The organism is Polaromonas sp. P1_E12 (genome assembly GCF_056405975.1).
In genome coordinates this window covers 430,058-451,522 of the sequence record NZ_JBFUBB010000002.1, presented here as the reverse complement: position 1 = coordinate 451,522, position 21,465 = coordinate 430,058, and the positions used below count along the sequence as shown (strand labels likewise).

The 21,465-nt window shown below is 62.7% G+C and carries 21 protein-coding genes and 1 tRNA gene; 15 read left to right on the top strand and 7 right to left on the bottom strand.

Annotated features, from left to right (window positions below):
• Positions 1-63: 63 nt before the first annotated feature.
• A complete protein-coding gene (locus AC1D13_RS07985; RefSeq protein ID WP_457280212.1) occupies positions 64-1,479 on the bottom strand; it encodes an aminotransferase-like domain-containing protein in 1,416 nt (471 codons plus the stop codon).
• Between the two features lie 200 nt (positions 1,480-1,679).
• On the opposite strand from AC1D13_RS07985, the gene gabT reads away from it, so the two are divergent.
• The 14 genes from gabT (at position 1,680) to AC1D13_RS07915 (ending at position 15,862) form a co-directional block, all read left to right on the top strand.
• A complete protein-coding gene (gene gabT / locus AC1D13_RS07980) occupies positions 1,680-2,972 on the top strand; it encodes a 4-aminobutyrate--2-oxoglutarate transaminase (RefSeq protein WP_477689318.1) in 1,293 nt (430 codons plus the stop codon).
• A gap of 26 nt (positions 2,973-2,998) precedes the next feature.
• Positions 2,999-4,084 (top strand): ABC transporter ATP-binding protein, encoded by a 1,086-nt coding sequence (locus AC1D13_RS07975; protein WP_477689317.1) that lies wholly within the window; start codon positions 2,999-3,001, stop codon positions 4,082-4,084.
• 66 nt (positions 4,085-4,150) lie between these two features.
• Entirely contained in the window at positions 4,151-5,179 is a 1,029-nt protein-coding gene (locus AC1D13_RS07970) for an ABC transporter substrate-binding protein (RefSeq protein ID WP_477667816.1), read from the top strand.
• 18 nt (positions 5,180-5,197) lie between these two features.
• The gene (locus AC1D13_RS07965; protein WP_477689316.1) at positions 5,198-5,578 is read left to right on the top strand and encodes a nuclear transport factor 2 family protein; all 381 of its coding nucleotides are present in this window, start codon (positions 5,198-5,200) and stop codon (positions 5,576-5,578) included.
• Positions 5,575-5,856, top strand: a complete 282-nt coding sequence (locus AC1D13_RS07960) for a cupin domain-containing protein (protein WP_477689315.1) — start codon at positions 5,575-5,577, stop codon at positions 5,854-5,856. The genes AC1D13_RS07965 and AC1D13_RS07960 overlap by 4 nt, the downstream gene beginning before the upstream one ends.
• Positions 5,857-5,920: 64 nt before the next feature.
• Positions 5,921-7,177 carry an ABC transporter permease gene (locus AC1D13_RS07955; RefSeq protein ID WP_477689314.1) on the top strand — a complete coding sequence of 419 codons (1,257 nt, stop codon included), beginning with the start codon at positions 5,921-5,923 and terminating at the stop codon, positions 7,175-7,177.
• 39 nt (positions 7,178-7,216) lie between these two features.
• The gene (locus AC1D13_RS07950; RefSeq protein WP_477689313.1) at positions 7,217-8,041 is read left to right on the top strand and encodes an ABC transporter permease; all 825 of its coding nucleotides are present in this window, start codon (positions 7,217-7,219) and stop codon (positions 8,039-8,041) included.
• A gap of 62 nt (positions 8,042-8,103) precedes the next feature.
• Entirely contained in the window at positions 8,104-9,207 is a 1,104-nt protein-coding gene (locus AC1D13_RS07945) for an ABC transporter substrate-binding protein (RefSeq protein WP_477689312.1), read from the top strand.
• 149 nt (positions 9,208-9,356) lie between these two features.
• Positions 9,357-10,835 (top strand): NAD-dependent succinate-semialdehyde dehydrogenase, encoded by a 1,479-nt coding sequence (locus AC1D13_RS07940; RefSeq protein ID WP_457280205.1) that lies wholly within the window; start codon positions 9,357-9,359, stop codon positions 10,833-10,835.
• Between the two features lie 37 nt (positions 10,836-10,872).
• Complete coding sequence (locus tag AC1D13_RS07935; RefSeq protein ID WP_477665685.1) at positions 10,873-11,568, top strand: response regulator; 696 nt, start codon at positions 10,873-10,875, stop codon at positions 11,566-11,568.
• Positions 11,549-13,051: a sensor histidine kinase gene (locus AC1D13_RS07930; RefSeq protein WP_477689311.1), complete on the top strand. Its 1,503-nt coding sequence runs from the start codon at positions 11,549-11,551 to the stop codon at positions 13,049-13,051. The genes AC1D13_RS07935 and AC1D13_RS07930 overlap by 20 nt, the downstream gene beginning before the upstream one ends.
• Positions 13,052-13,315: 264 nt before the next feature.
• Positions 13,316-13,738 carry a tripartite tricarboxylate transporter TctB family protein gene (locus tag AC1D13_RS07925; protein WP_457280964.1) on the top strand — a complete coding sequence of 141 codons (423 nt, stop codon included), beginning with the start codon at positions 13,316-13,318 and terminating at the stop codon, positions 13,736-13,738.
• Positions 13,738-15,303: a tripartite tricarboxylate transporter permease gene (locus AC1D13_RS07920; protein ID WP_477689310.1), complete on the top strand. Its 1,566-nt coding sequence runs from the start codon at positions 13,738-13,740 to the stop codon at positions 15,301-15,303. The genes AC1D13_RS07925 and AC1D13_RS07920 overlap by 1 nt, the downstream gene beginning before the upstream one ends.
• 109 nt (positions 15,304-15,412) lie before the next feature.
• The gene (locus tag AC1D13_RS07915) at positions 15,413-15,862 is read left to right on the top strand and encodes a DsrE family protein (RefSeq protein ID WP_477689309.1); all 450 of its coding nucleotides are present in this window, start codon (positions 15,413-15,415) and stop codon (positions 15,860-15,862) included.
• A gap of 22 nt (positions 15,863-15,884) precedes the next feature.
• Here the strand turns inward: AC1D13_RS07915 and AC1D13_RS07910 are convergent, their stop codons facing one another.
• From AC1D13_RS07910 to AC1D13_RS07900, 3 genes are read right to left on the bottom strand one after another with little or no spacing between them, the layout of a single operon-like run.
• Entirely contained in the window at positions 15,885-16,541 is a 657-nt protein-coding gene (locus AC1D13_RS07910; protein WP_477689308.1) for an ABC transporter permease, read from the bottom strand.
• Positions 16,534-18,207: a transporter substrate-binding domain-containing protein gene (locus AC1D13_RS07905; protein ID WP_457280199.1), complete on the bottom strand. Its 1,674-nt coding sequence runs from the start codon at positions 18,205-18,207 to the stop codon at positions 16,534-16,536. The genes AC1D13_RS07910 and AC1D13_RS07905 overlap by 8 nt, the downstream gene beginning before the upstream one ends.
• The gene (locus tag AC1D13_RS07900) at positions 18,207-18,887 is read right to left on the bottom strand and encodes a methyltransferase (protein ID WP_457280198.1); all 681 of its coding nucleotides are present in this window, start codon (positions 18,885-18,887) and stop codon (positions 18,207-18,209) included. Before AC1D13_RS07900 ends, AC1D13_RS07905 begins: the two co-directional genes overlap by 1 nt.
• Positions 18,888-19,101: 214 nt before the next feature.
• On the opposite strand from AC1D13_RS07900, the gene AC1D13_RS07895 reads away from it, so the two are divergent.
• A tRNA-Gly gene (locus tag AC1D13_RS07895) sits at positions 19,102-19,175 on the top strand.
• A gap of 102 nt (positions 19,176-19,277) precedes the next feature.
• Here the strand turns inward: AC1D13_RS07895 and AC1D13_RS07890 are convergent.
• The 3 genes from AC1D13_RS07890 to AC1D13_RS07880 form a co-directional block, all read right to left on the bottom strand.
• Complete coding sequence (locus tag AC1D13_RS07890) at positions 19,278-20,108, bottom strand: alpha/beta fold hydrolase (RefSeq protein WP_477689307.1); 831 nt, start codon at positions 20,106-20,108, stop codon at positions 19,278-19,280.
• A 120-nt stretch (positions 20,109-20,228) separates the two neighbouring features.
• Positions 20,229-20,666 carry a nuclear transport factor 2 family protein gene (locus AC1D13_RS07885; RefSeq protein ID WP_477689306.1) on the bottom strand — a complete coding sequence of 146 codons (438 nt, stop codon included), beginning with the start codon at positions 20,664-20,666 and terminating at the stop codon, positions 20,229-20,231.
• 6 nt (positions 20,667-20,672) lie between these two features.
• Positions 20,673-21,464 carry an SDR family NAD(P)-dependent oxidoreductase gene (locus tag AC1D13_RS07880; protein WP_477689305.1) on the bottom strand — a complete coding sequence of 264 codons (792 nt, stop codon included), beginning with the start codon at positions 21,462-21,464 and terminating at the stop codon, positions 20,673-20,675.
• Position 21,465 lies beyond the last annotated feature (1 nt).

Sequence of the window (21,465 nt, the reverse complement as noted above, 5' to 3'; positions counted from 1 at the left end):
CGCCCTCGGGCTCACCCGCTTGGGCTAAGCCTTTGATTATAGGTTTGAGGGGGATGCCCCCGCTTATTGGGCAGCTTGCCGGCCCAGATCAATGCGGTGGGACAAAAAGCGCCATATGCGCTCATCGTCGCTGAAAGCCACGTTAAAGCGGAGCCAACCCGTCGGATGGGGCTCCAGCAGAAACAATTGTCCCGGGCCGAGCATGATGCCCTCGGGCGTAGCCTCTTTGGACAGGACGGCGCCATCGGGAAGGTCCGGGTGCCGGGCCCACAGGTACATGCCGGCCCCTGGCTCATGGAAAAGCTCAAAACCCAGGCTGGTCAGGTTCTTTTCGGTCTTGCGATGCGCTGCAGCCAGCTTCTCGCGAAGCGACTTGAGGTGCTTGCGCCAGCGGCCGTCTGTGACCACCCCGAAAGTCAGCCGTTCGGCGATATCGGACGAGGTAAGGCCCGAAATCATCTTGAGCTGGGCCAGGTCCTCGATCAGCTCGCCTCGCGCCAGCAGGTAGCCCACGCGCAGATTGGGAGAAATTGTTTTGGAATAGCTGCCGATATAGACCACGCGCTGCAGCTGGTCCAGGCTTGCCAGCGTGGACCGCGAGACCGGGTCCATGTCGGCGTAAATATCGTTTTCCACCAGCGTGAAGCCGTGCGCCTCGGCCAGTTGCAGCAAGCGGTGCAGATGGGCCGCGGACGCAATCGAACACGTCGGGCTTTGCAAACGGGGTTGGGTGAAGAAGGCCTTGGGCTTGTGCTCGGCCAGCAGCGCCTCCAGCGCGGCCAGGTCGTACCCGGTAGGGGTGCGCGGCACCCCCACAAGGTTGGCGCCCAGAAAACGCAGCATGAACATCAGGTTGGGATAACCGGGGCTATCGACCAGCACGGTGTCTCCCGGTTTGACCAGTTGCCGGGCCACCAGGTCCAGCGCCTGGCTGGAGCCTTGCGTCAGCAGCACCTGGTCCACCTCGACCGATATCTGGTTTTCAGCCAGCGCCTCCGCAATGACCATACGCAGGGCCATATGCCCATAAGGCAGGCCGTAACCCTCAAGAGAGGAACCGTCCACCGACAGGTGCCGCATGCTGCGGCGGAGCGCGTCCCCGAACAGGAAATCGTGCGGCAACCAGCCACAACCGGGCTTCATCGGCAGGTTGCGGTTTTCAAAAATCTGCTTGAGGTACCAGCGGGCGTCAAATTTAGGTTGCGGGGGCTGCGCGTACGGCACACCCGATGCACCATCATCGCCCCTGCGCTTGACGAAAAACCCGGCATTGGCCCGGGAAACAAGCCATCCTTGGGCCACAAGGCGGTCGTACGCCTCCACCACCGTAAAGACGCTGACGCCGTGCATGGCGGCAAAACCGCGGATGGACGGCAGCTTGACGCCCGGTTTCAGCGCCTGCCCGGCAATCATGCCCCGCAGGCCGTCGACGATCTGGCTCACAAGGGGGGTCTGCAGTTCCGGGCGAAGTGTGAGCATCAAAAAACCAAAAAGGGCAGATTGTGCATCGCAATGCCCATGCACCGGGTTGGGGAATCCATGTACAGGATTCTAGACCCGCACAGTATGTCGAAAACAGCGCGGCGGTGTACATGGACGGGGCTGGCGCCGGCTTCTAAAGTCCGCTCATCTCCTTCCTCCACCCAGTCAACCCAGAACTTCCGGAAATCACCTTCACCATGCAGCCAAACCAGACTTCCAGCAACGCCGCCCTGATGGCGCGCCGCCAAGCCGCCGTGACACGCGGCGTAGGCCAGGCCCACGAGATTTTTGTCAGCCGGGCCAAAAACGCCGAACTGTGGGACGTTGAAGGCCGCCGCTATATCGACTTCGCCGGCGGCATCGCCGTGCTCAACACCGGCCACCTGCATACCGAAGTCATTGCCGCAGTCAAGGCCCAGCTCGACCTCTACACGCACACCTGCTTCCAGGTGGTCGCCTATGAGCCCTACGTTGAACTGGCAGAAAAGCTCAATGCCCTGGCGCCCGGCAACTTCGCCAAAAAGACCCTGCTGCTGACCACCGGCGCCGAAGCGGTCGAGAACGCGGTCAAGGTGGCCCGGTCTTACACCAAGCGCCCCGGCATCATCGCCTTTACCGGCGGCTACCACGGCCGGACCAACATGACACTGGGCATGACTGGCAAGGTGGCACCCTACAAGCTGGGGTTCGGCCCCTTTCCCGGCGAAGTGTTCCATGCCGAATACCCCAACGCGCTGCACGGCGTGAGCATCGACCAGGCGTTGCACTCGGTTGAACAGATTCTCAAAAACGATGTGGAACCCGAGCGCGTGGCGGCGTTCATCATTGAACCGGTGCAAGGTGAAGGAGGCTTCTACATTGCTCCGCCGGAGTTCATCAGCCGCCTGAAGGCGCTTGCCGACCGGCACGGCATCCTGCTCATCGCCGACGAAGTCCAGACCGGCGCCGGGCGCACGGGCACCTGGTATGCCAGCGAACAGTGGCCGGTGGCGCCCGACCTGATTGCCATCGCCAAGTCCATGGCGGGTGGCTTCCCGATCTCGGGCCTGGTCGGCCGCGCCGAGGTCATGGATGCACCCGGCCCCGGCGGCCTGGGCGGCACCTACGCCGGCAGCCCGATTGGGTGCGCGGCAGCGCTGGCAGTGCTCAAGGCCTTTGAGAAAGAAAAACTCCTGGAGCGCAGCAAGACGCTGGGCGCCCATCTGGTCAAAGGCCTGCACGCGATTGCGAAAAAAGAAACCTCTATCGGCGACGTGCGAGGCCTGGGTGCCATGGTGGCCATAGAGCTTTTTGAAAACGGCGACCCTGCCCGCCCTGATGCAGCACTGACCAAACGCGTGGTGACCGAAGCCGCCCGGCGTGGATTGATATTGCTCTCATGCGGCACCTACGGTAACGTGATCAGGATTCTGGTTCCCCTCACGGCCGCAGACGCCCTGCTGGACGAAGGCCTGCAAATCCTGGCCGACAGTCTCGCCGCATCGCGCTGATCTCCGTGGACAGCTCAGGAAAAACGATGACCGATAACGATGTCCTTGTGCGCTTTTCTGGCGTGCAGAAAACCTATGACGGCGAGCAGCTGGTCGTGCAGCAGCTCGACCTCGACATTCATCGCGGGGAATTCCTGAGCCTGCTCGGCCCCTCCGGCTCGGGGAAAACCACCACGCTGATGATGCTGGCGGGGTTCGAATCCCCCACAGCGGGAGAGATTTTTCTCAATGGCGCGCAAATCACGGGCACACCGCCGCACAAACGCAACTTCGGCATGGTGTTCCAGAACTATGCGCTGTTTCCGCATCTCACGGTGGGCCAGAACGTGGCCTATCCACTCACCGTACGCAAGGTTTCAAAGGCCGACCAGGCCAGCCGCGTCAAGCGTGCGCTCGACATGGTCCGACTGACAGGCATGTCGGACCGCCTGCCGGGACAACTCTCGGGCGGGCAGCAGCAGCGCGTTGCGCTGGCCCGGGCACTGGTGTTCGAACCCCAGCTGGTGTTGATGGACGAGCCGCTGGGCGCACTCGACAAGCAGCTGCGCGAGCACATGCAGATCGAGCTGAAGGAGTTGCACAAGCAGCTGGGCGTCACGTTTGTCTATGTCACGCATGACCAGGGGGAAGCCTTGACGATGAGCGACCGGGTGGCGGTCTTCAACGATGGCGCGATCCAGCAGCTGGCGCCGGTAGAGGCGCTGTATGAAACGCCCTCCAACCGTTTTGTTGCCGGTTTCGTCGGAGACAGCACGGTACTCAAAGGCAAGGGAAATGCCACAGGCATCGAATTGCCGGATGGCTACGTTCTGGGCGGCACCAACGTGAATCAGGCGGCTGCAGGCGCGCAGGTCGAAGCCTACATCCGGCCCGAGCGCATTGTGTTGCATCGCCAGGTGCCGGCATCGCCTGCCAGTGCTTTGCCCGCGCACGTGGCCCGCATCATCTATTTCGGCGACCACCTGCGGCTGCTGTGTGAGGTCGGTGCCGGCCAGGCGGAAGCGACAGTCAAGCTGCCGCTCACCCTGTTGAACGGTCAGCCGCCGCCGCAACCGGGCGAAGCGGTGCACCTCGAATTTCCGCCCGAATTTACGCGGATTTATGCGGTGTAACCGCTTTCTCCTTTCACCATTTCAACGTTCCCTTCTGCCTTTATCAACCACCGAGGAAATAGCACCATGAAGAAAAACATCATCGCCCTTGCCATGGCTTCGTGCCTGGCCGTACCCGCGTTCGCGCAGCAGCAGATCACCGTCGTGAACTTCGGCGGCGCCAATGCCAATGCGCAGAAAAAGGCCTACTACGAGCCCTTCGAAAAAGCAGGCACCAAAGTCGTCGCGGTGGAATACAACGGCGAGCAGGCCAAGATCAAGGCCATGGTCGAGACGAAAAAAGTCACCTGGGATGTCGTGGAAGTCGAAGCACCCGATGTGCAGCGCGGTTGCGATGAAGGTTTGTTTGAAAAAATCGACTTTAGCAAAATCGGCCCCAAGGCAGACTTCTTGCCCGCAGCGGTCAAGGAATGCGGCGTAGGCGTTTTTGTGTGGTCCACCGTGATGGCCTGGAACGCCGACAAGGTCAAGACCGCGCCCACCAGCTGGGCCGATTTCTGGGATGTCAAGAAAATCCCGGGCAAGCGCGGCATGCGCAAGGGCGCCCGCTACAACCTCGAGTTCGCACTGATGGCCGACGGCGTCAAACCCGCCGACGTCTACAAGGTCCTGGCCACCAAAGACGGAGCCGACCGCGCATTTCGCAAGCTCACAGAACTCAAGCCCAACATCCAGTGGTGGGAAGCCGGCGCCCAACCCGCCCAGTTCCTCGTGGCCGGTGACGTCGCCCTCAGCACGGTTTACAACGGCCGCATCGACGCCGCCAACCGCGAAGGCCGCAACCTGAAGATCTACTGGCCCGGCGGCATTTATGACCTGGACTACTGGGTCATCCCAAAAGGTGCGCCCAACAAGGACGCGTCGATGAAATTCATCGCCTTCGCCAGCCAGCCCGCGACCCAGGCCGTCTACGCGCAGAACATCGCCTACGGCCCCGTCAACAACCAGGCCCTGGCCAAGCTCGACAAAAAAGTGCTGGATGATCTGCCAACGTCGCCGGCCAATGCCAAAGAGGCCATCCAGATGAATGTGGGTTTCTGGGCCGACCAGGGCGAAGCGCTTGAAAAACGCTTTGCCGCCTGGGCCACGCAATAACAACCACGGACACACCCAATGCGCGCCGACACCTTTGCCAGCGTTGAGTCAACAGTTCAACATTACTTCGACCTGATGTACGACTGCAAAATCGACAGGTTTGACGAGGTTTTTCATCCGACGGCACAACTGCACGGTGTGATGAAGGGCGCATTGGTCGTGTGGCCGGCGGCGACTTATCGGGAAATCCTGGCCCAACGCCGCTCGCCAAAAGCGAGCCAGGCACACCGCCAGGAGGAAATCCTTCTTCTGGATGCCGTCGGCGATGACCAGGCTCTGGCAAAAGTGCGCGTCCGCATCAACGACAAGGTGTTTGTCGACCACCTGTGTCTGCTGCGGGTGGATGGACACTGGAGAGTGACTTCCAAGACATTTCATCTGGAACAGGAGGCAGCATGAGCCAAACCGCCATCTCCATTTCCCACGTTGAGAATGCGCGGGTGATCGTCACGGAGTGGCATCTCCCTTCCGGCGCTGAAACCGGGCACCACGTTCATTTGCACGACTATGTCGTGGTGCCATTGACGGACGGCGCGTTGCGCATGCAGGAAGGGCTGAACTCCAGCGATGTGCAGCTCTGTGCCGGTGCAGCTTACGCCCGGCCTGCAGGTGTCGCGCACAACGTGATGAACCCCGCCGACAGAGAGTTCCGATTCGTAGAGATTGAACTCAAGTGATGACACAGCCTTCTTTTGACCATTCATTGTCCATCCCGAAAATCACATCAGCCGAGTCCCCCCGATGACGACTGCAACAACGAGCCCTCCCGTGCTGCGACGGCAATCCGATCTGGCCGCTGCCTTGGCGAAACGGAACCGTGCGTCACAGATCAGGGCTTTTTCCCTGACGCTACCCTTGCTGCTGTTCCTTGTGCTTACCCTTCTGATTCCCATCGGAGCGCTGCTGATGCGCGCCGTGCAAAACCCCGAGGTAGTTCACGCCCTGCCGCTGACCACCCAGGCCTTGCGAGGCTGGTCCCCCGAGGCGCTTCCCCAGCCGCAGGCTTATGCGGCATTGGCTCAAGATCTGTCCACGCTACCAGATGCTTCCGACGCGGGAGCCCTGGCGCGGCGGCTGAATTCGGAGGTGGCCGGTGCCCGATCACTCATCATGGGTACCTTTCGGGCCATGCCCTTGCCTGCTGGTGTTACACCGGAACAGGCACGCGAGAAGCTGCTGCAAATCGATGAACGCTGGTCTGATTTGACGTACTGGCAAGCCATAGCCAAAAACAGTTCCCGATGGACGCCCGACTACCTGTTGGCGTCGGTTGACCTGCGCCGTGACAGCACTGGCGGCGTTGAACGCATGCCTGAAGAACACCGGGCCTACGGCGGCATTTTGCTGCGCACCTTCAACATCAGTCTGGTCGTGACACTGTTTTGCCTGCTGCTGGCCTATCCACTGGCCTGGTGGCTGGCCGCATTGCCGGCACGCAAGGCCAACCTTTTGATGATCCTGGTGCTGGTACCGTTCTGGACATCGATCCTGGTACGGGTGGCCGCCTGGATTGTGCTGCTGCAATCCGAAGGCCTGGTCAATCGCGGGCTGATGGGCATCGGCCTCATAGACAGCCCCTTGGCGCTTTTATTCAATCGCGCTGGAGTGGTGATTGCCATGGTGCACATCCTGCTGCCCTTCATGATCTTGCCGCTTTACAGCGTGATGAAAAATGTGCCGGCAACTTACGTCCGGGCAGCCGTTTCACTGGGCAGCTCGCCGCTGTCCGCCTTCTTTCGTGTCTATGTGCCGCAGACCTATCCCGGCATCAGCGCCGGCGCACTGCTGGTCTTCATTCTCTCGATCGGCTATTACGTCACCCCCGCCCTGCTCGGCGGCGCAGACGACCAGATGCTGAGCTATTACATCGCCCGCTATACCAACGTCGCGGTCAATTGGGGCATGGCCTGCGCGCTGGGCGCGGTGTTGCTGACGGCCACCATGGTTCTTTACAGCGTTTACCGGCGCATCGGCAAGGCCGAACTCAGCATCGGCTGACATCTTTTTTCTTTTACAGACAGCAGACGCCAATTCACCATGTTCAAAATCAAAGGGCCCGCCTTCCCCCGATACGCCACCGTGGCAGACAAAGCCGGCTGGTGGCTGGTGCGCGCCGCCTGCGTCGCCATTCTGGTTTTTCTGCTGACGCCCATCCTGGTCATGGTGCCGCTGTCTTTTTCAGACAGCTCTTTTTTGGCCTACCCCATCCCGGGCTGGTCGCTGAAGTGGTACCGCAACCTGCTGGATTCACCTGAATGGGCCAGGGCCGCCAAAAACAGTTTCATCGTGGCCCCCGCCGCAACACTGATCGCCACCGCACTGGGCACTTTGGCGGCTGTCGGCCTGTCCAGAACCAACTTCCGGTTCAAGAGCCTGCTCATGGGCATCCTCATCGCGCCCATGGTGGTCCCCATCGTTGTCGTCGGGGTGGCCACCTACCTGTATTTCGCTCCGCTGGGTCTTGCCGACAGCTACTTCGGGCTGATCGTGGTGCATGCCGCGCTGGGTGCGCCTTTTGTGCTGACCACCGTGCTCGCAACACTTGCCGGCTTTAACCACAACCTGGTGCGCGCGTCGCTCAGCCTTGGCGAGACCCCGTTGCGGACGTTTTTCAGGATCACCCTGCCGGTCATAGCGCCGGGTGTCATCTCGGGCGCGCTGTTTGCATTTGCCACCTCGTTTGACGAAGTGGTGGTCACGCTGTTTCTGGCAGGCGCGGACCAGGCCACGCTGCCGAGGCAAATGTTTACCGGCATCCGGGAAAACATCTCGCCCACCATCGCGGCAGTGGCCACCTTGCTCATCCTGTTCACCACCACCCTTTTACTGCTCCTCGAATGGCTACGCGGACGCAGGGCCTGACAAGCCCAGGCGGGCTCTACAAACTTACACCCTTGCCCTCAAGCACCCGGAGCGCTGCCTCAATGAAAACACCCCACACACTGACACTCGTGATGACACTCGGCCTGGCGCTCTCCGCACAAGCCCAGACGCCTGTTCAAGCGCCGATGCAGGGATTGACCGTCGCCAACTTCGGCGGAGCCAACGGCAAAGCCCAGGATGTGGCTTTCATCCAGCCTTTCAAGGCAGCCTACAAAACCGAGGCACGAGGGGTCGAGTACTCAGGAGAGCTCTCGGCCGTCCGGACCATGGTGACCGAACGCAAGAGTGAATGGGACGTGGTTGAAGTGGAGTCCGCGGACCTGAAGGCGGGATGTGATGCCGGCCTGTTCGAGCGCATCGACCGCGCCAGCATTCCCCATGCCGGCATGCTGCTGCCGGGTACCGTGCAGGATTGTGGCGTCGGCGCTTTTGTCTGGTCCACCGTGATGGCCTACGACCCAGGCCGGTTCAAGGAGACCCCGCGCAGCTGGCAGGATTTCTGGAATGTGCAGCGCTTTCCCGGCAAGCGGGGCCTGCGCAAGGGTGCGCGCTACAACATGGAAATCGCACTGATGGCCGACGGGGTGCATCGCCGCGACGTGTACACCACACTGGCTACCGAGGCGGGCGTCAAGCGCGCTCTCACCAAGCTTGAGCAGCTCAAGCCCCATATCGTCTGGTGGGAATCGGGCTCCCAGCCACCCCAGCGCCTGGCCTCCGGCGAAACCACACTCTCAACCGCCTTCAACGGCCGCATCGCCGCGGCCAACCGCGAGCGGCTCACCCCGCTGGCCATCTCATGGCAGGACGCCGTGTATGAACTGGACTATTGGGTCATCATCAAGGGCTCGCCGAGGCGCGAGCTGGCACGCGCCTTCGTCAGTTTCGCCACTTCGGAAGAAGCGCAGCTGGCCTTTTCGCGTGAAATACCCTACGGCCCCACCCACTTCAACGCCATCCTGCGCTACGACACCGGCCGCAGCCGCACTGCCGCCAGCGCACCGGTCACGGACCTGTCCATGGCGAATAGCGACTTGCCGTCGGCGCCCGGCAACATGCGCCGGTCGCTCGCCTTTGACCCCGCTTTCTGGACACGCGGTAGCGGGGCCGAGCTGGAAAAGCAGTTCGCCCAACGCATGAAATAGCCTGCCGGCCGGCAAGAGCCGCCGAGCCACACTGGCTGACCGGTCCCCACACCTGCATTTCCCTCCTTTCATCCGGAAACCCGAAAACTGTCAGAATAAAAGCAGTTCCGGGCTTTCCATCACGCCCCCCGTTTTTAGGACACCAGCACATGGACATGAAAACCTCCCCCATCTCCCTTCTCAAAGACCCCAGCATTTTCAAGACCGACGCCCTGATCAATGGCCAGTGGGTAGCCGGTCCATCCCGCTTTGATGTCAATGACCCGGCCACCGGCCTGAAGCTGGCCGATGTGGCCAACCTGGGCGCCCAGGATGCCGAAGCCGCCATTGCCGCGGCCAACGCGGCCTGGCCCGCATGGCGCAGCAAGACCGGCAAGGAGCGCCACGCCATCCTGCTCAAGTGGTACCAGCTGCTGATGGCCAACCAGGAAGACCTGGGCCGCATCATGACGGCCGAGCAGGGCAAACCCTTTGCCGAGGCCAAGGGCGAAATCGCCTACGGCGCGAGTTTTGTCGAGTGGTTTGCCGAAGAAGCCAAGCGCGTCAACGGCGAGACCCTGCCCCAGTTCGACAACAACCGCCGCCTGATGGTCATCAAGCAGCCGATCGGCGTGTGCGCGGCCATCACGCCCTGGAACTTCCCGCTGGCCATGATCACGCGCAAGGTCGCCCCTGCCCTGGCAGCCGGCTGCCCGGTGGTCATCAAACCGGCCGAGCTCACACCGCTGACGGCCCTGGCCGCCGCCGAGCTGGCCATCCGCGCCGGCATCCCGGCCGGCGTGCTCAACGTGCTGACAGCCGACAGCGCCAATAGCATTGCCGTGGGCAAGGTGTTCTGCGCCAGCGACGTGGTGCGCCACATCAGCTTCACCGGCTCCACCGAAGTTGGCCGCATCCTGATGGCGCAAAGCGCGCCCTCCATCAAGAAACTGGCGCTGGAACTGGGCGGCAATGCCCCCTTCATCGTGTTCGACGACGCCGATGTGGACTCGGCCGTTGATGGGGCCATGGCCAGCAAATACCGCAATGCGGGACAGACCTGCGTCTGCGCCAACCGCATTTATGTGCAGGACGGCGTGTACGACCAGTTTGTCGAGAAATTCGCCGCCAAGGTCAAGCTGCTGAAAGTCGGCAACGGCTTTGAGGACGGCGTGGTGCAGGGCCCGCTGATTGAGGACGCCGCTGTCGACAAGGTGCAGCGCCATGTGGATGACGCGATGGCCAAGGGCGGCAAGCTGCTCGCGGGCGGCCACAAGATCAAGGGCCAGTTTTTTGAGCCGACCGTGATCTCCGAAGCCACCGCCGACATGCTCTGCGCCCGCGAAGAAACCTTTGGCCCCTTCGCACCGGTGTTCCGCTTCCAGAAAGAGCAGGAGGCAATTGACGCCGCCAACAACACCGAGTTCGGCCTGGCCAGCTATTTTTACAGCCGCGACATCGGCCGCATTTACCGCGTGGCCGAGGCGCTGGAATACGGCATGGTCGGCATCAATGCCGGCGTGATCGCCACTGAACATGTGCCTTTTGGCGGCGTCAAGCAGTCCGGCCTGGGCCGCGAGGGTTCCCGCCATGGCATGGAGGAATACCTGGAGATGAAGTACCTGTGCCTTGGGGACATCCAGCGCTGAATCGATTCACTCACAGCAAACAGCGAATCGAACCAACATGCGCCTGCTGCTTGTGGAAGACGAAGCCGAGATGGCCTCGTGGCTGGTGCGCGCATTCAAGCAAAGTGGCTTTGTGCCCGACCATGCGCAGGACGCCGGCACCGCCGAGTCACTGCTGGCCGGCAATGACTACGACGCGATCGTGCTCGACCTGCGGCTGCCCGACAAACACGGGCTGAACCTGCTGGCCGATATTCGCAAGGCCGGCAACCGCACGCCCGTGCTGGTGCTGACCGCACAGGGCTCGCTTCAAGACCGGGTAAAAGGCCTGAACGTCGGAGCCGACGACTTCCTGACCAAACCCTTTGCGATTGAAGAACTCGAGGCCCGCATCGCCGCGCTGGTTCGACGTAGCCGGGGGCGCTCACACGCGCCGCTGCAGTGCGGTTCGCTCTCATGCGCCCACGACAGCCGCGCCTTCACATTGGCCGGCACGCTGCTGCAACTCACGCCGCGCGAAAGCGCCGCGTTGTCGGTGCTGCTGGCGCGCAGCGGCTCGCCGGTAGAAAAGTCGCAACTCTCGGCCAAGGTGTTTCCGGCCGACAGCAATGCCGGCCCTGACGCCATTGAACTGGTGCTCCACCGGCTGCGCCGCAAGCTCGACGGCGGCGACGTGCGCATCGTCACCGTGCGCGGCCTGGGCTACATGCTGGAGGCCACCGCACGTGAAGCGCATGAAGATACTGCGGACTGACCCCGACCGCTTCGGCATACGCGCGCGACTGCTGACGCTTCTGCTCCCGGCCATCCTGGGCCTGCTGGCCCTGGACAGCTGGAACGACTATCGAGCCTTGCGGAACCAGGTGCAGGACGCCTACGACCAGGCCATGCTCGAATCCGTCCATGTACTGCGCGGCAGTCTGTCGGTAGGTCCGGACGGTTTGCTGCACCTGAATGCGCCATTGGCGGTACAGGCGGTGGTCGATGCCGCCGGCCCGCTGCAAAAGTACCTGCATATCGGATTGACTCCGCTAGGGGTGGACTCTGCAAGTGAGGTGACCTTGCTAGGCGCAACCGACTTGCCTGCACCGCCTGCGCAGCAGGCCCCCTCGCCCTCTTCCATCGCCTCCCCCGTGGTCTGGTACGACAGCGACTACCGGGACCATGCAGTGCGTGTGGTGGCGCTTCAAAGCAAAGTGCTTGACGAGCGTGGCCAGGCCTTTGACCTGCTGATCCAGGTGGCCGAAAGTACCGAGCCGCGCGACCGGGCGCAGGCGGCCACGCTGCGGCAGGAATTGATACGCGACACCCGCATGGTGCTGGTGATGGTTCTGCTGGTCTGGCTGGGCGTGACCTGGTCCTTGCGGCCGCTGGAGCGCCTGCGCAAAACCGTGTTGGAAAACAAGGGCCGTGACCTCAAGCCGCTGGACACCAGCGGCGTGCCGCATGAAGTGGCGCCGCTGGTCGATGCCGTCAACCAGCACCTGGCCAGCTACCGTGATTTGCTTGAGCAGCAGTCGCAGTTTCTGGCCGACGCATCGCACCAGCTGCGCACACCGCTGGCCATCATGCTGACCCAGGCCGGTGTCGCGCTGCGCGAAAAAGACCCTGAACAGCTTCACACCACACTGCGCGCCATGGTCGTGCAGATCTCGCGCAGCCGGCGCCTGTGCGAGCAACTGCTGTCGCTGGCGCATGCAAACGACAGCGCACTACCCGAAGACGCACCCGCCGTCGTCGACCTCAACGGCATCGCGCGGGACGTGGTGCTGCAGCACCTGACATTGGCCCATGAAAAAAACCAGGACCTGGGCTGGGTAGACGCGGCTGAAGATGCACCGGTGTCCGGCGCATCGCACGAAAGCCCCGCGGTCCCGGTGCTGGCTCGAGGCGCCGAACTGCACGAGGCGCTTTCCAACCTAGTGCACAACGCCATCGTCTACACGCCGGCAGGCGGACACATCACCGTGATGGTGAACATCGTTGATGAGATGGCGATGGCCGAAGTACGCGACGACGGCCCGGGTATTGTCAAGACGCGGCGTGCTGAAGTGTTTGAACGATTTCATTCGGCCGGCCCGACCGAGAAAGGTGCGCGCGGCGCCGGGCTAGGTATGGCCATTGCGCGCGCTTATGCCAGGCGCAACGGCGGCGATATCGAACTGGCCGATGCGCCCTCAGGCACCGGCTTGCGTGCCACCCTGCGGCTGCCGCTGGCATCCGGCCCACAGGGCTGAGCGCACCCGGTTGAGCCGCAGCCAGCGGCTTCACAGGCGCGCCTCTACCCGTTAGTGATAACACGTATTTTGAGTTCGGCTGCGTAAAACGAAAGCCGATTGGAAGCCTCGCTTCCTAACATCCGCTCCATCCCAAACGCCCCAGCCGGTTGCAACTTGTGCACCAGCCAAAGGCAGGGCCACCATCAAGGAGACACGGATGAATCACCCCCCGTTTGTGATAACGCCCGCAGCGGCGCAGCCATGGAGAAAACCGCTATGAACATGAAGAACCGTAACTTCGTGCGGGGCCTCTGCCTCATGGCGATCGCCCTGCTCTTTGGCGGGGTGTCGCTGAATTACACAGTAGGCGAATTAAGCCGCTCCGGACCCGGCATGTTTCCCCTGATCGTGAGCTCCCTGCTGTTTGTGATTGGCGTGCTCACAGTGGTGCGCTCGCACTTCTATGACCCCGTCCCCCTGGACTACGGCGTCAAAAATATCGCCCTCATTCTGCTGAGCCTCGTCGGGTTTGCAGTGATCTCCCACTACATCAACATGATCCTTGCCATCATATTTCTGGTGTTTTGTTCCACGCTTGCAGGTACGTCGTATTCCGTGGTGCGCAACATCAAGATCTCGGTAGGCCTGATCCTGGTTGCCTTTGCCTTCAAAAACTTTCTCGGCCTTAGCCTGCCCCTCTACTGATGGACATCCTGCATAACCTCTCGCTGGGTTTCGAGCACGCGCTGACCTGGCAAAACCTTCTTTATTGCGCTCTTGGCTGCACGGTGGGCACACTCATCGGGCTGCTGCCGGGACTGGGCCCTTTGTCGACCATCAGCCTGCTGCTGCCCCTGACTTATTCCATTCCCACCGGCGGCGCACTCATCATGCTGGCTGGCATTTACTACGGGGCCCAATATGGCGACAGCGTGAGCGCCATCACGATGAAGATCCCGCATGCCAGCAGCATCGTCGCCTGTATAGACGGCTACCAGATGACGCTCAAGGGAAAGACCGGCCTGGCCCTGTTCACCGCGGGCATTTCCAGCTTCATTGGCGGCACCGTGGCCATTGTGGTGCTTTCGACCCTGGCTCAACCATTGGGTGAAGTGGGCTTCCTGTTTGGGCCGGCTGACTACTGCGCCCTCATGCTGCTGGGTTTTTTCTGCGTGAGCTTTGTCAGCAGCGGCAGCCTGCTCAACGGCCTGGCCATGGCCATGGTCGGCGTCCTGCTCGGGATGGTCGGTACCGATGTGAACAGCGGCACTGCGCGCTACACCATGGACCTGCCGTTCCTGATGGACGGGATTGGCCTGATCAGCATCGCCCTGGGCTGCTTCGGCATTGCCGAGGTGGTGAAAAATCTCGACAACAAAAATGTTCTCACGCCGTTCAACGGCGAAATCAAGCTCATGCCGACCTGGCCCGAGTTCAAGCGCATCATCCCCAGCGCCCTGCGCGGCAGCATCATCGGCTCGGTCCTGGGCATACTGCCCGGCGGCGGCCCCACGATTGCCCAGTTCGCCGCCTACGCCGCCGACAAGAAGTTCAGCAAATACAAGCACGAGATCGGCACCGGATGCATCGAAGGCGTGGCCGGGCAGGCCGCCGCCGACGAGGCCGCCGCACGCACCAGCTTTATCCCGCTGATGGCCATCGGCATTCCCGAAAATGCCGTCATGGCCCTGATGATGGCCGCCTTCGTCATCAAGGGGATCCAGCCCGGCCCCAACATGATCGCCAGCCACCCCGATTTGTTCTGGGGTCTGGTAGCCAGTATGTGGGTGGGTAATTGCTTCCTGGTCATCCTCAACGTGCCCCTGGTGCGCTACTGGCTGTCAGTCTTCAAGATTCCCTATACCGTGCTGTTTCCGGCAATTCTCTTTTTCTGCTGCATCGGCACCTTCAGCATCAACAACAGCCTGGACGACATCTACATCACAGCCGTGTTCGGCCTGGTGGGCTATTTGTTTTTGCGCCTGGAGATGGAGGCCGCGCCACTCCTGCTGGGTTTCATTCTGGGCCCCATGCTGGAGGAAAACTTCCGCCGCGCCATGCTTCTCAGCCGAGGCAGCTTCAGCGTGTTCGTCAACCGACCCATCAGCGGAACCCTGCTGGCCGTCATTGGCACCCTGGTTGTGTGGCAGGTGGTGGTGTTTGCCCGCAAGCTGTGGAAATCACCTGACCATGTCATTCATGCCGGCGGCAGCACACCCACAGCAGCTTCGGCAACCGCCACGACTGTGCCCGTAGCCACCGGGGAATAAGGCTGGCCCGGCGAAGCGGCACGCCCCGAACCCTCTCGCGACGGTTCGGGGGCTTGTTTCACGCGGCCGATGTGGTGAAATGAGCGTCCCCTTCAGGAGACACGCCACCATGAACCGCAGACTCTTCATCCAGGCCGGGGCCGTCGGCTCGCTGGCCCTTTTTGCTCCTTTTTTGATAGCTGCTCGCGCTCAACCAGCCGGCGCTGCAGGCACAAAACGTCATGGAATCGTGATCCAGGTCAGCGACAACGACCCGGCCAAGTGGAACCTGGCGCTGAACAACGCCAAGAACCTGCAGGACGACGTGGGCGCCGCCAACGTCGACATTGAGATCGTCGCTTACGGCCCCGGCATCGGCATGCTCAAGCTGGAGTCCCCCACCGGCTCACGCGTCGCCGACGCCGCCAAAACCGGCATCAAAGTCACCGCCTGCGAAAACACCATGCGCGGCCAGAAGCTCAGCAAGGACGACATGCTGGCCGGCATCAGCTATGTGCCCGCCGGCGTCACCGAGATCATGAAGAAGCAGCACGAAGGCTGGGCTTACCTGCGGCCGTGAGCCCGGGGGGGGGGACGAACCCTCAAGGCTGCTCCGCCCCTTCCAGCCGCGCCGCCTGCACCGGCCGGTGAAAGCGCTGGTTGAGCTTGCCACGCCAGTGGTTGATCAGGTGGTAGATCAGCTGGAAGCACACGGTGAAGATCACAATGACCAGGCCGATCAGCAGCAGCCTGTCGCCGGCCTTGGGCAGGGTTTCGATGGTACGCAGCGTGATGGTGGTGGCCTCGACCACGCCCACCGCGGCGCCGAAGCCTGAGGACAGCACCATCACAAAAAACGCGCGCACCAGGCCCATCACAAACAGCATGGCCGCCACGGGCGAACCGCTCCTCAACTGGCGCATGGCCTCGACCGCGTGGTCCGACACATAGGCCGTGGAATACAGGCTCAGCGACAGCACCACCGCCAGCCAGGGTGTCATGGCGAACTGCCGCGAGCCGATGTGAAAGCCCGCCGGCACCACGTTGACTAGGAAAAACATCACCACAAAGGTCGGCACGGTGCGCATCAGCGCGACCAGCCAGGCAGCCGGCGTGGCAGCCAGGCCGTTGCGAAAGCGCGCAAAAGCCAGCGGCGCGCCCAGCAGCATGCCGCCCAGCAGCGCGCAAATGGCGATCTGGAAATTGACGACCAGGGCGGCCAGGAATTCCGGGATAAAGCGCGGCAGCAGCTCAAGCATAGGAAGCCCTGCTCAAGGCCAGCCGCGACTGCCAAACGTCGGCCAGCTTGTGCACCACCGCGACCAGCAGCATGTAGAAGATCAGCAGGAAAGTGTAGGTGTTGATGCGTTCGCTGGAAAACGACGCCACGTCGGTCAGCGCGGCCAGCAGCTCGGGCACGCCCATCACCGACGCGGCCGGGCTGCCCCGGGTGGCGTTCACCATGAAAGCCACCATTTGCGCGCGGGCCCGGTAGACCGCCGCGCTCAGGGCGGGCCGGGCCTGTGCGCGCTCCTCGCGCAGCGTGAGCATGGCCTCCGCGACGGCCTGCCCGGCGTTGCTGCCGTTGAACAGGCCCAGCACCAGAACCGCAGCGGCCAGCGCGACCAGCGGCGAGGTGGCGCCCATGGCACCGACCACCACGCCGGCCAGGATCATCAGCAAAATCAGCGGCGTCGATTGCATGGGCCACAGCACGCAGCGCATGGACCAGCGCAGCCAGCGCATGCGGGACGTGAGGCCCGCGCCAAAGGCCAGCGCGAAAGCCCAGGTCGCCAGCACGGCGCCCACCACCAGCAGCACGGAGAACCAGACCCCTTCCAGCAGAAGGTCCAGCGCCACCCAGATCTTGAACATGGCCAGCGTGACCCGCGTGCCGGTGGTGTGGTAGATGAAGTTCTCAAGCCGGTCGACCAGGGGCGCGAAGGAGGTGGGCTGCAGCTGGTTGTCCAGCGGCGCCATCACGCAGGCCGGATCGTTCAGGGCGCTGATCTGCGCGCAGTTGCTGCCGGACCAGAGCCGGCGCTGCTGCGCCAGGAAGGGCGAGTCCGCCCCGTGCTTTTTGGCCAGCGCCTGCAGGGCGCCCGAGATGTGCAGCTGCTGCATCGACAGCGCCAGCACGTCCGCCAGGCGCGCGCCGCCGTTGCGTGACACGGCCGCGCCCCAGGGCAGCGGGGCGAAGCCGAACTTGGTGTCGTAGGCCGCGGCAAACGCGGGCTGCTGCAGGTAAGACGCAAAAAAGCTGTCGTCCTGCGCGACCAGCGAGCAACCGCCCAGGCGAAGCTCATCGACCAGGCTGGAGGCCTTGTCAAACAACTTCAGGCGCGCGCCATTGACCGACAGCTCGGCATTGGTACTGTTGCCCACCGTCACGCAGACCGTGTTGCCGCGCAACTTGACCAGCCCCCCGATCTCCAGCTCTTTGCGCCCCAGCACAATGGTCTGCGACTGGTAGTAGTGCGGCCTCACGAACAGGGCTTCACGGTCCCGCTGCAAGGTGTGGCCCATGGTGGCGATGACCATGTCGACCCGCCCTTCGCCGAGCAGCGCCAGGCGGTTGGCGGGCGTGACCACCACAAACGCCGGCTCAACGCCGAGCGAGCCCGCCAGCTGGTGCGCCAGGTCGATTTCAAAGCCCTGCAGCGCGCCCGCCGCGTCCTCGAAGGCAAACGGCGGATAGCCGGTGCGCACGCCCACCCTCAGGGTCTTGGTGCACAGCACGCGCGACAACACATCCACCGCCTGGTCGCAATTCCGGCCTTGCGGCGCGCCGGCCTGGGCCGCGGGCGGCGGCTGTTGCGGCGGCCGGCCGTCCTGGGCGGCCGCGGTGAAACACAGCAGTGCCAGGCTGAGGGCCAGCACGCGGCGCATGGCAAAGCGGCTTTCAACCACGCCGCGGATTCGCATCAAGCTTCCTCGTGCTTCCAGCTGATTTCAACCAGGTCGAAGTCGACAAACCAGTAGGAGCCCATCCTGTGGATGCCCTCCCCCAAGAAACGCGACAGCACCTGCGGGCTCAGGCTGACCTGCTTGTGCGCGGGCAAAGGCACCGAAGCACAGTAGGCGATGCGCGCCTGCAGGCCCAGGGCCTCGACCATCGCCTGTGTCTTGCTGAAATCGAGGAACACGTTGTGGGTCATGACGGCCAGGCCGCCGGGCGCCAGGTGGCGGGCCAGGCCCTGCAGGAAGGGGTCGACACTGCGGCGGCCGTCGATACCGCCGGCGCTCCAACTCGGCAGCCGTCCATCGCCCTCGATGTGCTCGGCCGCGAACTGCGGCAGGTTGGTCACCACCAGGTCAAAGCGCGCGTCGCCGCACACGCTCCACATGTCGCCCTGCAGCAGGCTGGCATTGGCCTGCAGCCCTTCCTGGTCCAGCAGTTTTTGCGTGGCCTGCACGGCCAGCGCCTCGAGCTCGACGCCCAGCGCGCTTTGCGCGCCCAGTGCCAGCAGCATCGCCATGATCACGCCGCTGCCCGGCCCCATCTCCAGCGCCCGGGCCGCATGCACACGCCCCGGGTGCTTGCGCAGGTAAAGCAGCAAAGCGGCGGTGTATTCGCTCGGACTGAATAAATTGGTTTCGTTCAAAACAATTCTTCTTGCATCCCGAAAGGCGGCTTTGACACTGGGGCGGCCGGCTTGAAGCACGGTCGAGCGATAGTAACCTATGGATACACCTTTGTGATTACAGGCAGGCGCCGCTTGCCCATGCCTTTGAAGCTGGCACCGCAGTGTAAAATTCGCCGCAAGCCCGCTACCGGCGCGGCTCAGCGCCAAGTGGTTCATCAGCAGCCACCCAAACGCGGGTGTAGTTCAATGGCAGAACGGCAGCTTCCCAAGCTTCATACGAGGGTTCGATTCCCTTCACCCGCTCCAGATTTCGAACAAGGTCTTTAAGTTCTTTGAAGATTTAGCATCCGACCTCAACTGTTGCGCCAAGGTCCTGCAAAGGATGTTCATGGCAAAGGCTGGCTATCTCTATCGCCGCAGCAAACTTTCAAAATATCGCCCGAGAGCCAGGTTGAATTCCTGGGGGGCTTCCAGTGCCGGCAGATGCGCCGCGCCCTGAAGTACCAAGCTTTGGGCCCCGGGTATGCGCCGCGCAACAAGCGCGCATCTTTCCTGCAAGTGCGGGAGGTCAAGATCGCCCCACATCACGAGCGTAGGCGCTTTGATCGCTTCCAGCTGTTCCCATGCTGAAGGTTCTTCGGATGCCGGGCCAGGGTTGGCGGCCCGTAAAGCGCTACCGTTCATCGAGAGGAAGAGCCGGCGAATCTCACCTTCCACTCGCCCTGGCGGACTCAAGGGGCCGTCCAGCCAGAGACGCGCCTGCAGCTCATTCTTTGCATCCAGGTCGCCCTGCGCCGCAGCAGCGTTGATTGCATCCATCAGTGCTTTGACCGGATCCCCGTATTGCGGCGCCGGTGCACCGCTCACCCCGGGCGCAACAACCACCAAACCGCTCACCCGGTCCGGCCGCGCCAATGCGGCGTCGATGGCGACGCGGCCTCCCATGGAACAGCCTACCAACACCGCACGGTCATATCCCAAAGAATCCATCACATCCCAAAGGTCGGCCACATTTGAATACGGCGTTGGCCTCACTGTGCGCGACGCTCCAAAGCCGCGGCGGTCGTAGCTGATTACAGGGTGAGCTGTTGCCAGCCAGTCCCATTGGCCTTGCCACATTCGCCGGTCTGCGACGTTGGCGTGCAGCAAGACAACCGGCGTGCCAGTTGCGCCGTGGTTTGCCTCGTATTCCACAGCCAGCAAAGCGCCAGGAACTTCAACCAGCTTCATTGTTTTCATGGCTATGACGATACTGATCGCAGACCTTGGATGTCAAGCCGTGATTGCCGTTGGCAGCGGCCAGCGCATCACGATGATGAATATGCCCGGCAAGGTCAGGCCGCTGCGGGCCAGCCCGTCTTACGGATTCCCGCGCCGCTTCAACCACCTCATCAGGCTGCCGACCACGGGCAGCTTTTCATAGAGTTCTTCAGCCGCGTCCCAGTAGTCGCGGTGCAGCGTGATGCGGCCTTCGCCGTCCAGCACCAGGTGCGAGCCGCCCAGGATGCACTGCGCCCTTCCCCGCTGAAAACGTTTGAAGGCAAAGTGGAACTCCCAGGTCAGAAAGCATTGCGTGCCTTGCACGATGCGCCCGGTGATGACGAAGCGCGGGTTGTCCAAGCTCACGTACATGTGGCGAAAAATGCGCTGGATTTCGGCCAGGCCTTGCACGTCGTTGAACGGGTCCTTGAAGCGCGCGTCGGGGGCGTAGATGGTGCCCAGCGTTTCCAGGCCCGCGGGGGTGAGGGTCTGGAAGGTGTCTGCAATGCGGTCGACAGCGTAGTTGGCGAAGTTCATGGATTTCTAGGCCTGCCTGAGGCGGCGGGTCGCCGCGAAAAATAGGAAATAGGGCAAAAGCCGCAGGGCTTTCATCCAGAGGGTAAAGCGTTTGGGGAAGTGGATTTCAAATTCTCCGCGTGCCCAGCCCTTGAGTATTTCCTGGGCCGCCTGTTCGGGGCTGATCAAGGCGGGCATTTTGAACTGGTTCTGTTGCGTGAGCGGTGTGTTGACAAAGCCGGGGTTGATCAGCGAGACACCGACACCCTGGGCGTGCAGGTCCAGGTACAGGGTCTCGGCGAGGTTGATGAGCGCGGCCTTGGTGGGGCCGTAGGCCAGGCTGTTGGGCAGGCCCCGGTAGCCGGCCACGCTGCCCATGAGGCTGATGTGGCCGCGCTGGCCGGTGCGCGTATCCGGCTGTCGCGCCAGCAGCTGCGGCACCACGGCGTCGAGCATGTAGAGCGCGCCCAGGTAATTGACTTCGTTGTGGCGCAGCAGGTCGGCCAGGTCCATGTGGGCGGCGTCCATGGCGTGGTAGTGGCCCGCGCAGTACACGACGCAGTCCAACGCATCCTGCGCGGCCAGAGTTGAGGCCGCGGCCTTCACTGCGCTCGCGTCGGTCACGTCCAGCGGCAGGGCCAGGGCGCCGGGGTGGGCGTCGACGAAAGCGTTGAGCGCATCCACGCCGCGGGCCGAAACCACCACCTTCGCGCCCCGGGCGTGCAGCGCCGAAGCGGTGGCCCGTCCTATGCCGGTGGATGCGCCTACCAGCCAGACCGTGCGGCCGCGCCAGTCCGCGATGCGGGAGTTCAGTGCCATG

Bases quoted from the DNA above. Each gene is read 5' to 3' on its own strand.
- AC1D13_RS07985 (WP_457280212.1), bottom strand. From the start codon at position 1,479: ATGCTCACACTTCGCCCGGAACTGCAGACCCCCCTTGTGAGCCAGATC.
- gabT (WP_477689318.1), top strand. From the start codon at position 1,680: ATGCAGCCAAACCAGACTTCCAGCAACGCCGCCCTGATGGCGCGCCGC.
- AC1D13_RS07975 (WP_477689317.1), top strand. From the start codon at position 2,999: ATGACCGATAACGATGTCCTTGTGCGCTTTTCTGGCGTGCAGAAAACC.
- AC1D13_RS07970 (WP_477667816.1), top strand. From the start codon at position 4,151: ATGAAGAAAAACATCATCGCCCTTGCCATGGCTTCGTGCCTGGCCGTA.
- AC1D13_RS07965 (WP_477689316.1), top strand. From the start codon at position 5,198: ATGCGCGCCGACACCTTTGCCAGCGTTGAGTCAACAGTTCAACATTAC.
- AC1D13_RS07960 (WP_477689315.1), top strand. From the start codon at position 5,575: ATGAGCCAAACCGCCATCTCCATTTCCCACGTTGAGAATGCGCGGGTG.
- AC1D13_RS07955 (WP_477689314.1), top strand. From the start codon at position 5,921: ATGACGACTGCAACAACGAGCCCTCCCGTGCTGCGACGGCAATCCGAT.
- AC1D13_RS07950 (WP_477689313.1), top strand. From the start codon at position 7,217: ATGTTCAAAATCAAAGGGCCCGCCTTCCCCCGATACGCCACCGTGGCA.
- AC1D13_RS07945 (WP_477689312.1), top strand. From the start codon at position 8,104: ATGAAAACACCCCACACACTGACACTCGTGATGACACTCGGCCTGGCG.
- AC1D13_RS07940 (WP_457280205.1), top strand. From the start codon at position 9,357: ATGGACATGAAAACCTCCCCCATCTCCCTTCTCAAAGACCCCAGCATT.
- AC1D13_RS07935 (WP_477665685.1), top strand. From the start codon at position 10,873: ATGCGCCTGCTGCTTGTGGAAGACGAAGCCGAGATGGCCTCGTGGCTG.
- AC1D13_RS07930 (WP_477689311.1), top strand. From the start codon at position 11,549: ATGAAGATACTGCGGACTGACCCCGACCGCTTCGGCATACGCGCGCGA.
- AC1D13_RS07925 (WP_457280964.1), top strand. From the start codon at position 13,316: ATGAAGAACCGTAACTTCGTGCGGGGCCTCTGCCTCATGGCGATCGCC.
- AC1D13_RS07920 (WP_477689310.1), top strand. From the start codon at position 13,738: ATGGACATCCTGCATAACCTCTCGCTGGGTTTCGAGCACGCGCTGACC.
- AC1D13_RS07915 (WP_477689309.1), top strand. From the start codon at position 15,413: ATGAACCGCAGACTCTTCATCCAGGCCGGGGCCGTCGGCTCGCTGGCC.
- AC1D13_RS07910 (WP_477689308.1), bottom strand. From the start codon at position 16,541: ATGCTTGAGCTGCTGCCGCGCTTTATCCCGGAATTCCTGGCCGCCCTG.
- AC1D13_RS07905 (WP_457280199.1), bottom strand. From the start codon at position 18,207: ATGCGAATCCGCGGCGTGGTTGAAAGCCGCTTTGCCATGCGCCGCGTG.
- AC1D13_RS07890 (WP_477689307.1), bottom strand. From the start codon at position 20,108: ATGAAAACAATGAAGCTGGTTGAAGTTCCTGGCGCTTTGCTGGCTGTG.
- AC1D13_RS07885 (WP_477689306.1), bottom strand. From the start codon at position 20,666: ATGAACTTCGCCAACTACGCTGTCGACCGCATTGCAGACACCTTCCAG.
- AC1D13_RS07880 (WP_477689305.1), bottom strand. From the start codon at position 21,464: ATGGCACTGAACTCCCGCATCGCGGACTGGCGCGGCCGCACGGTCTGG.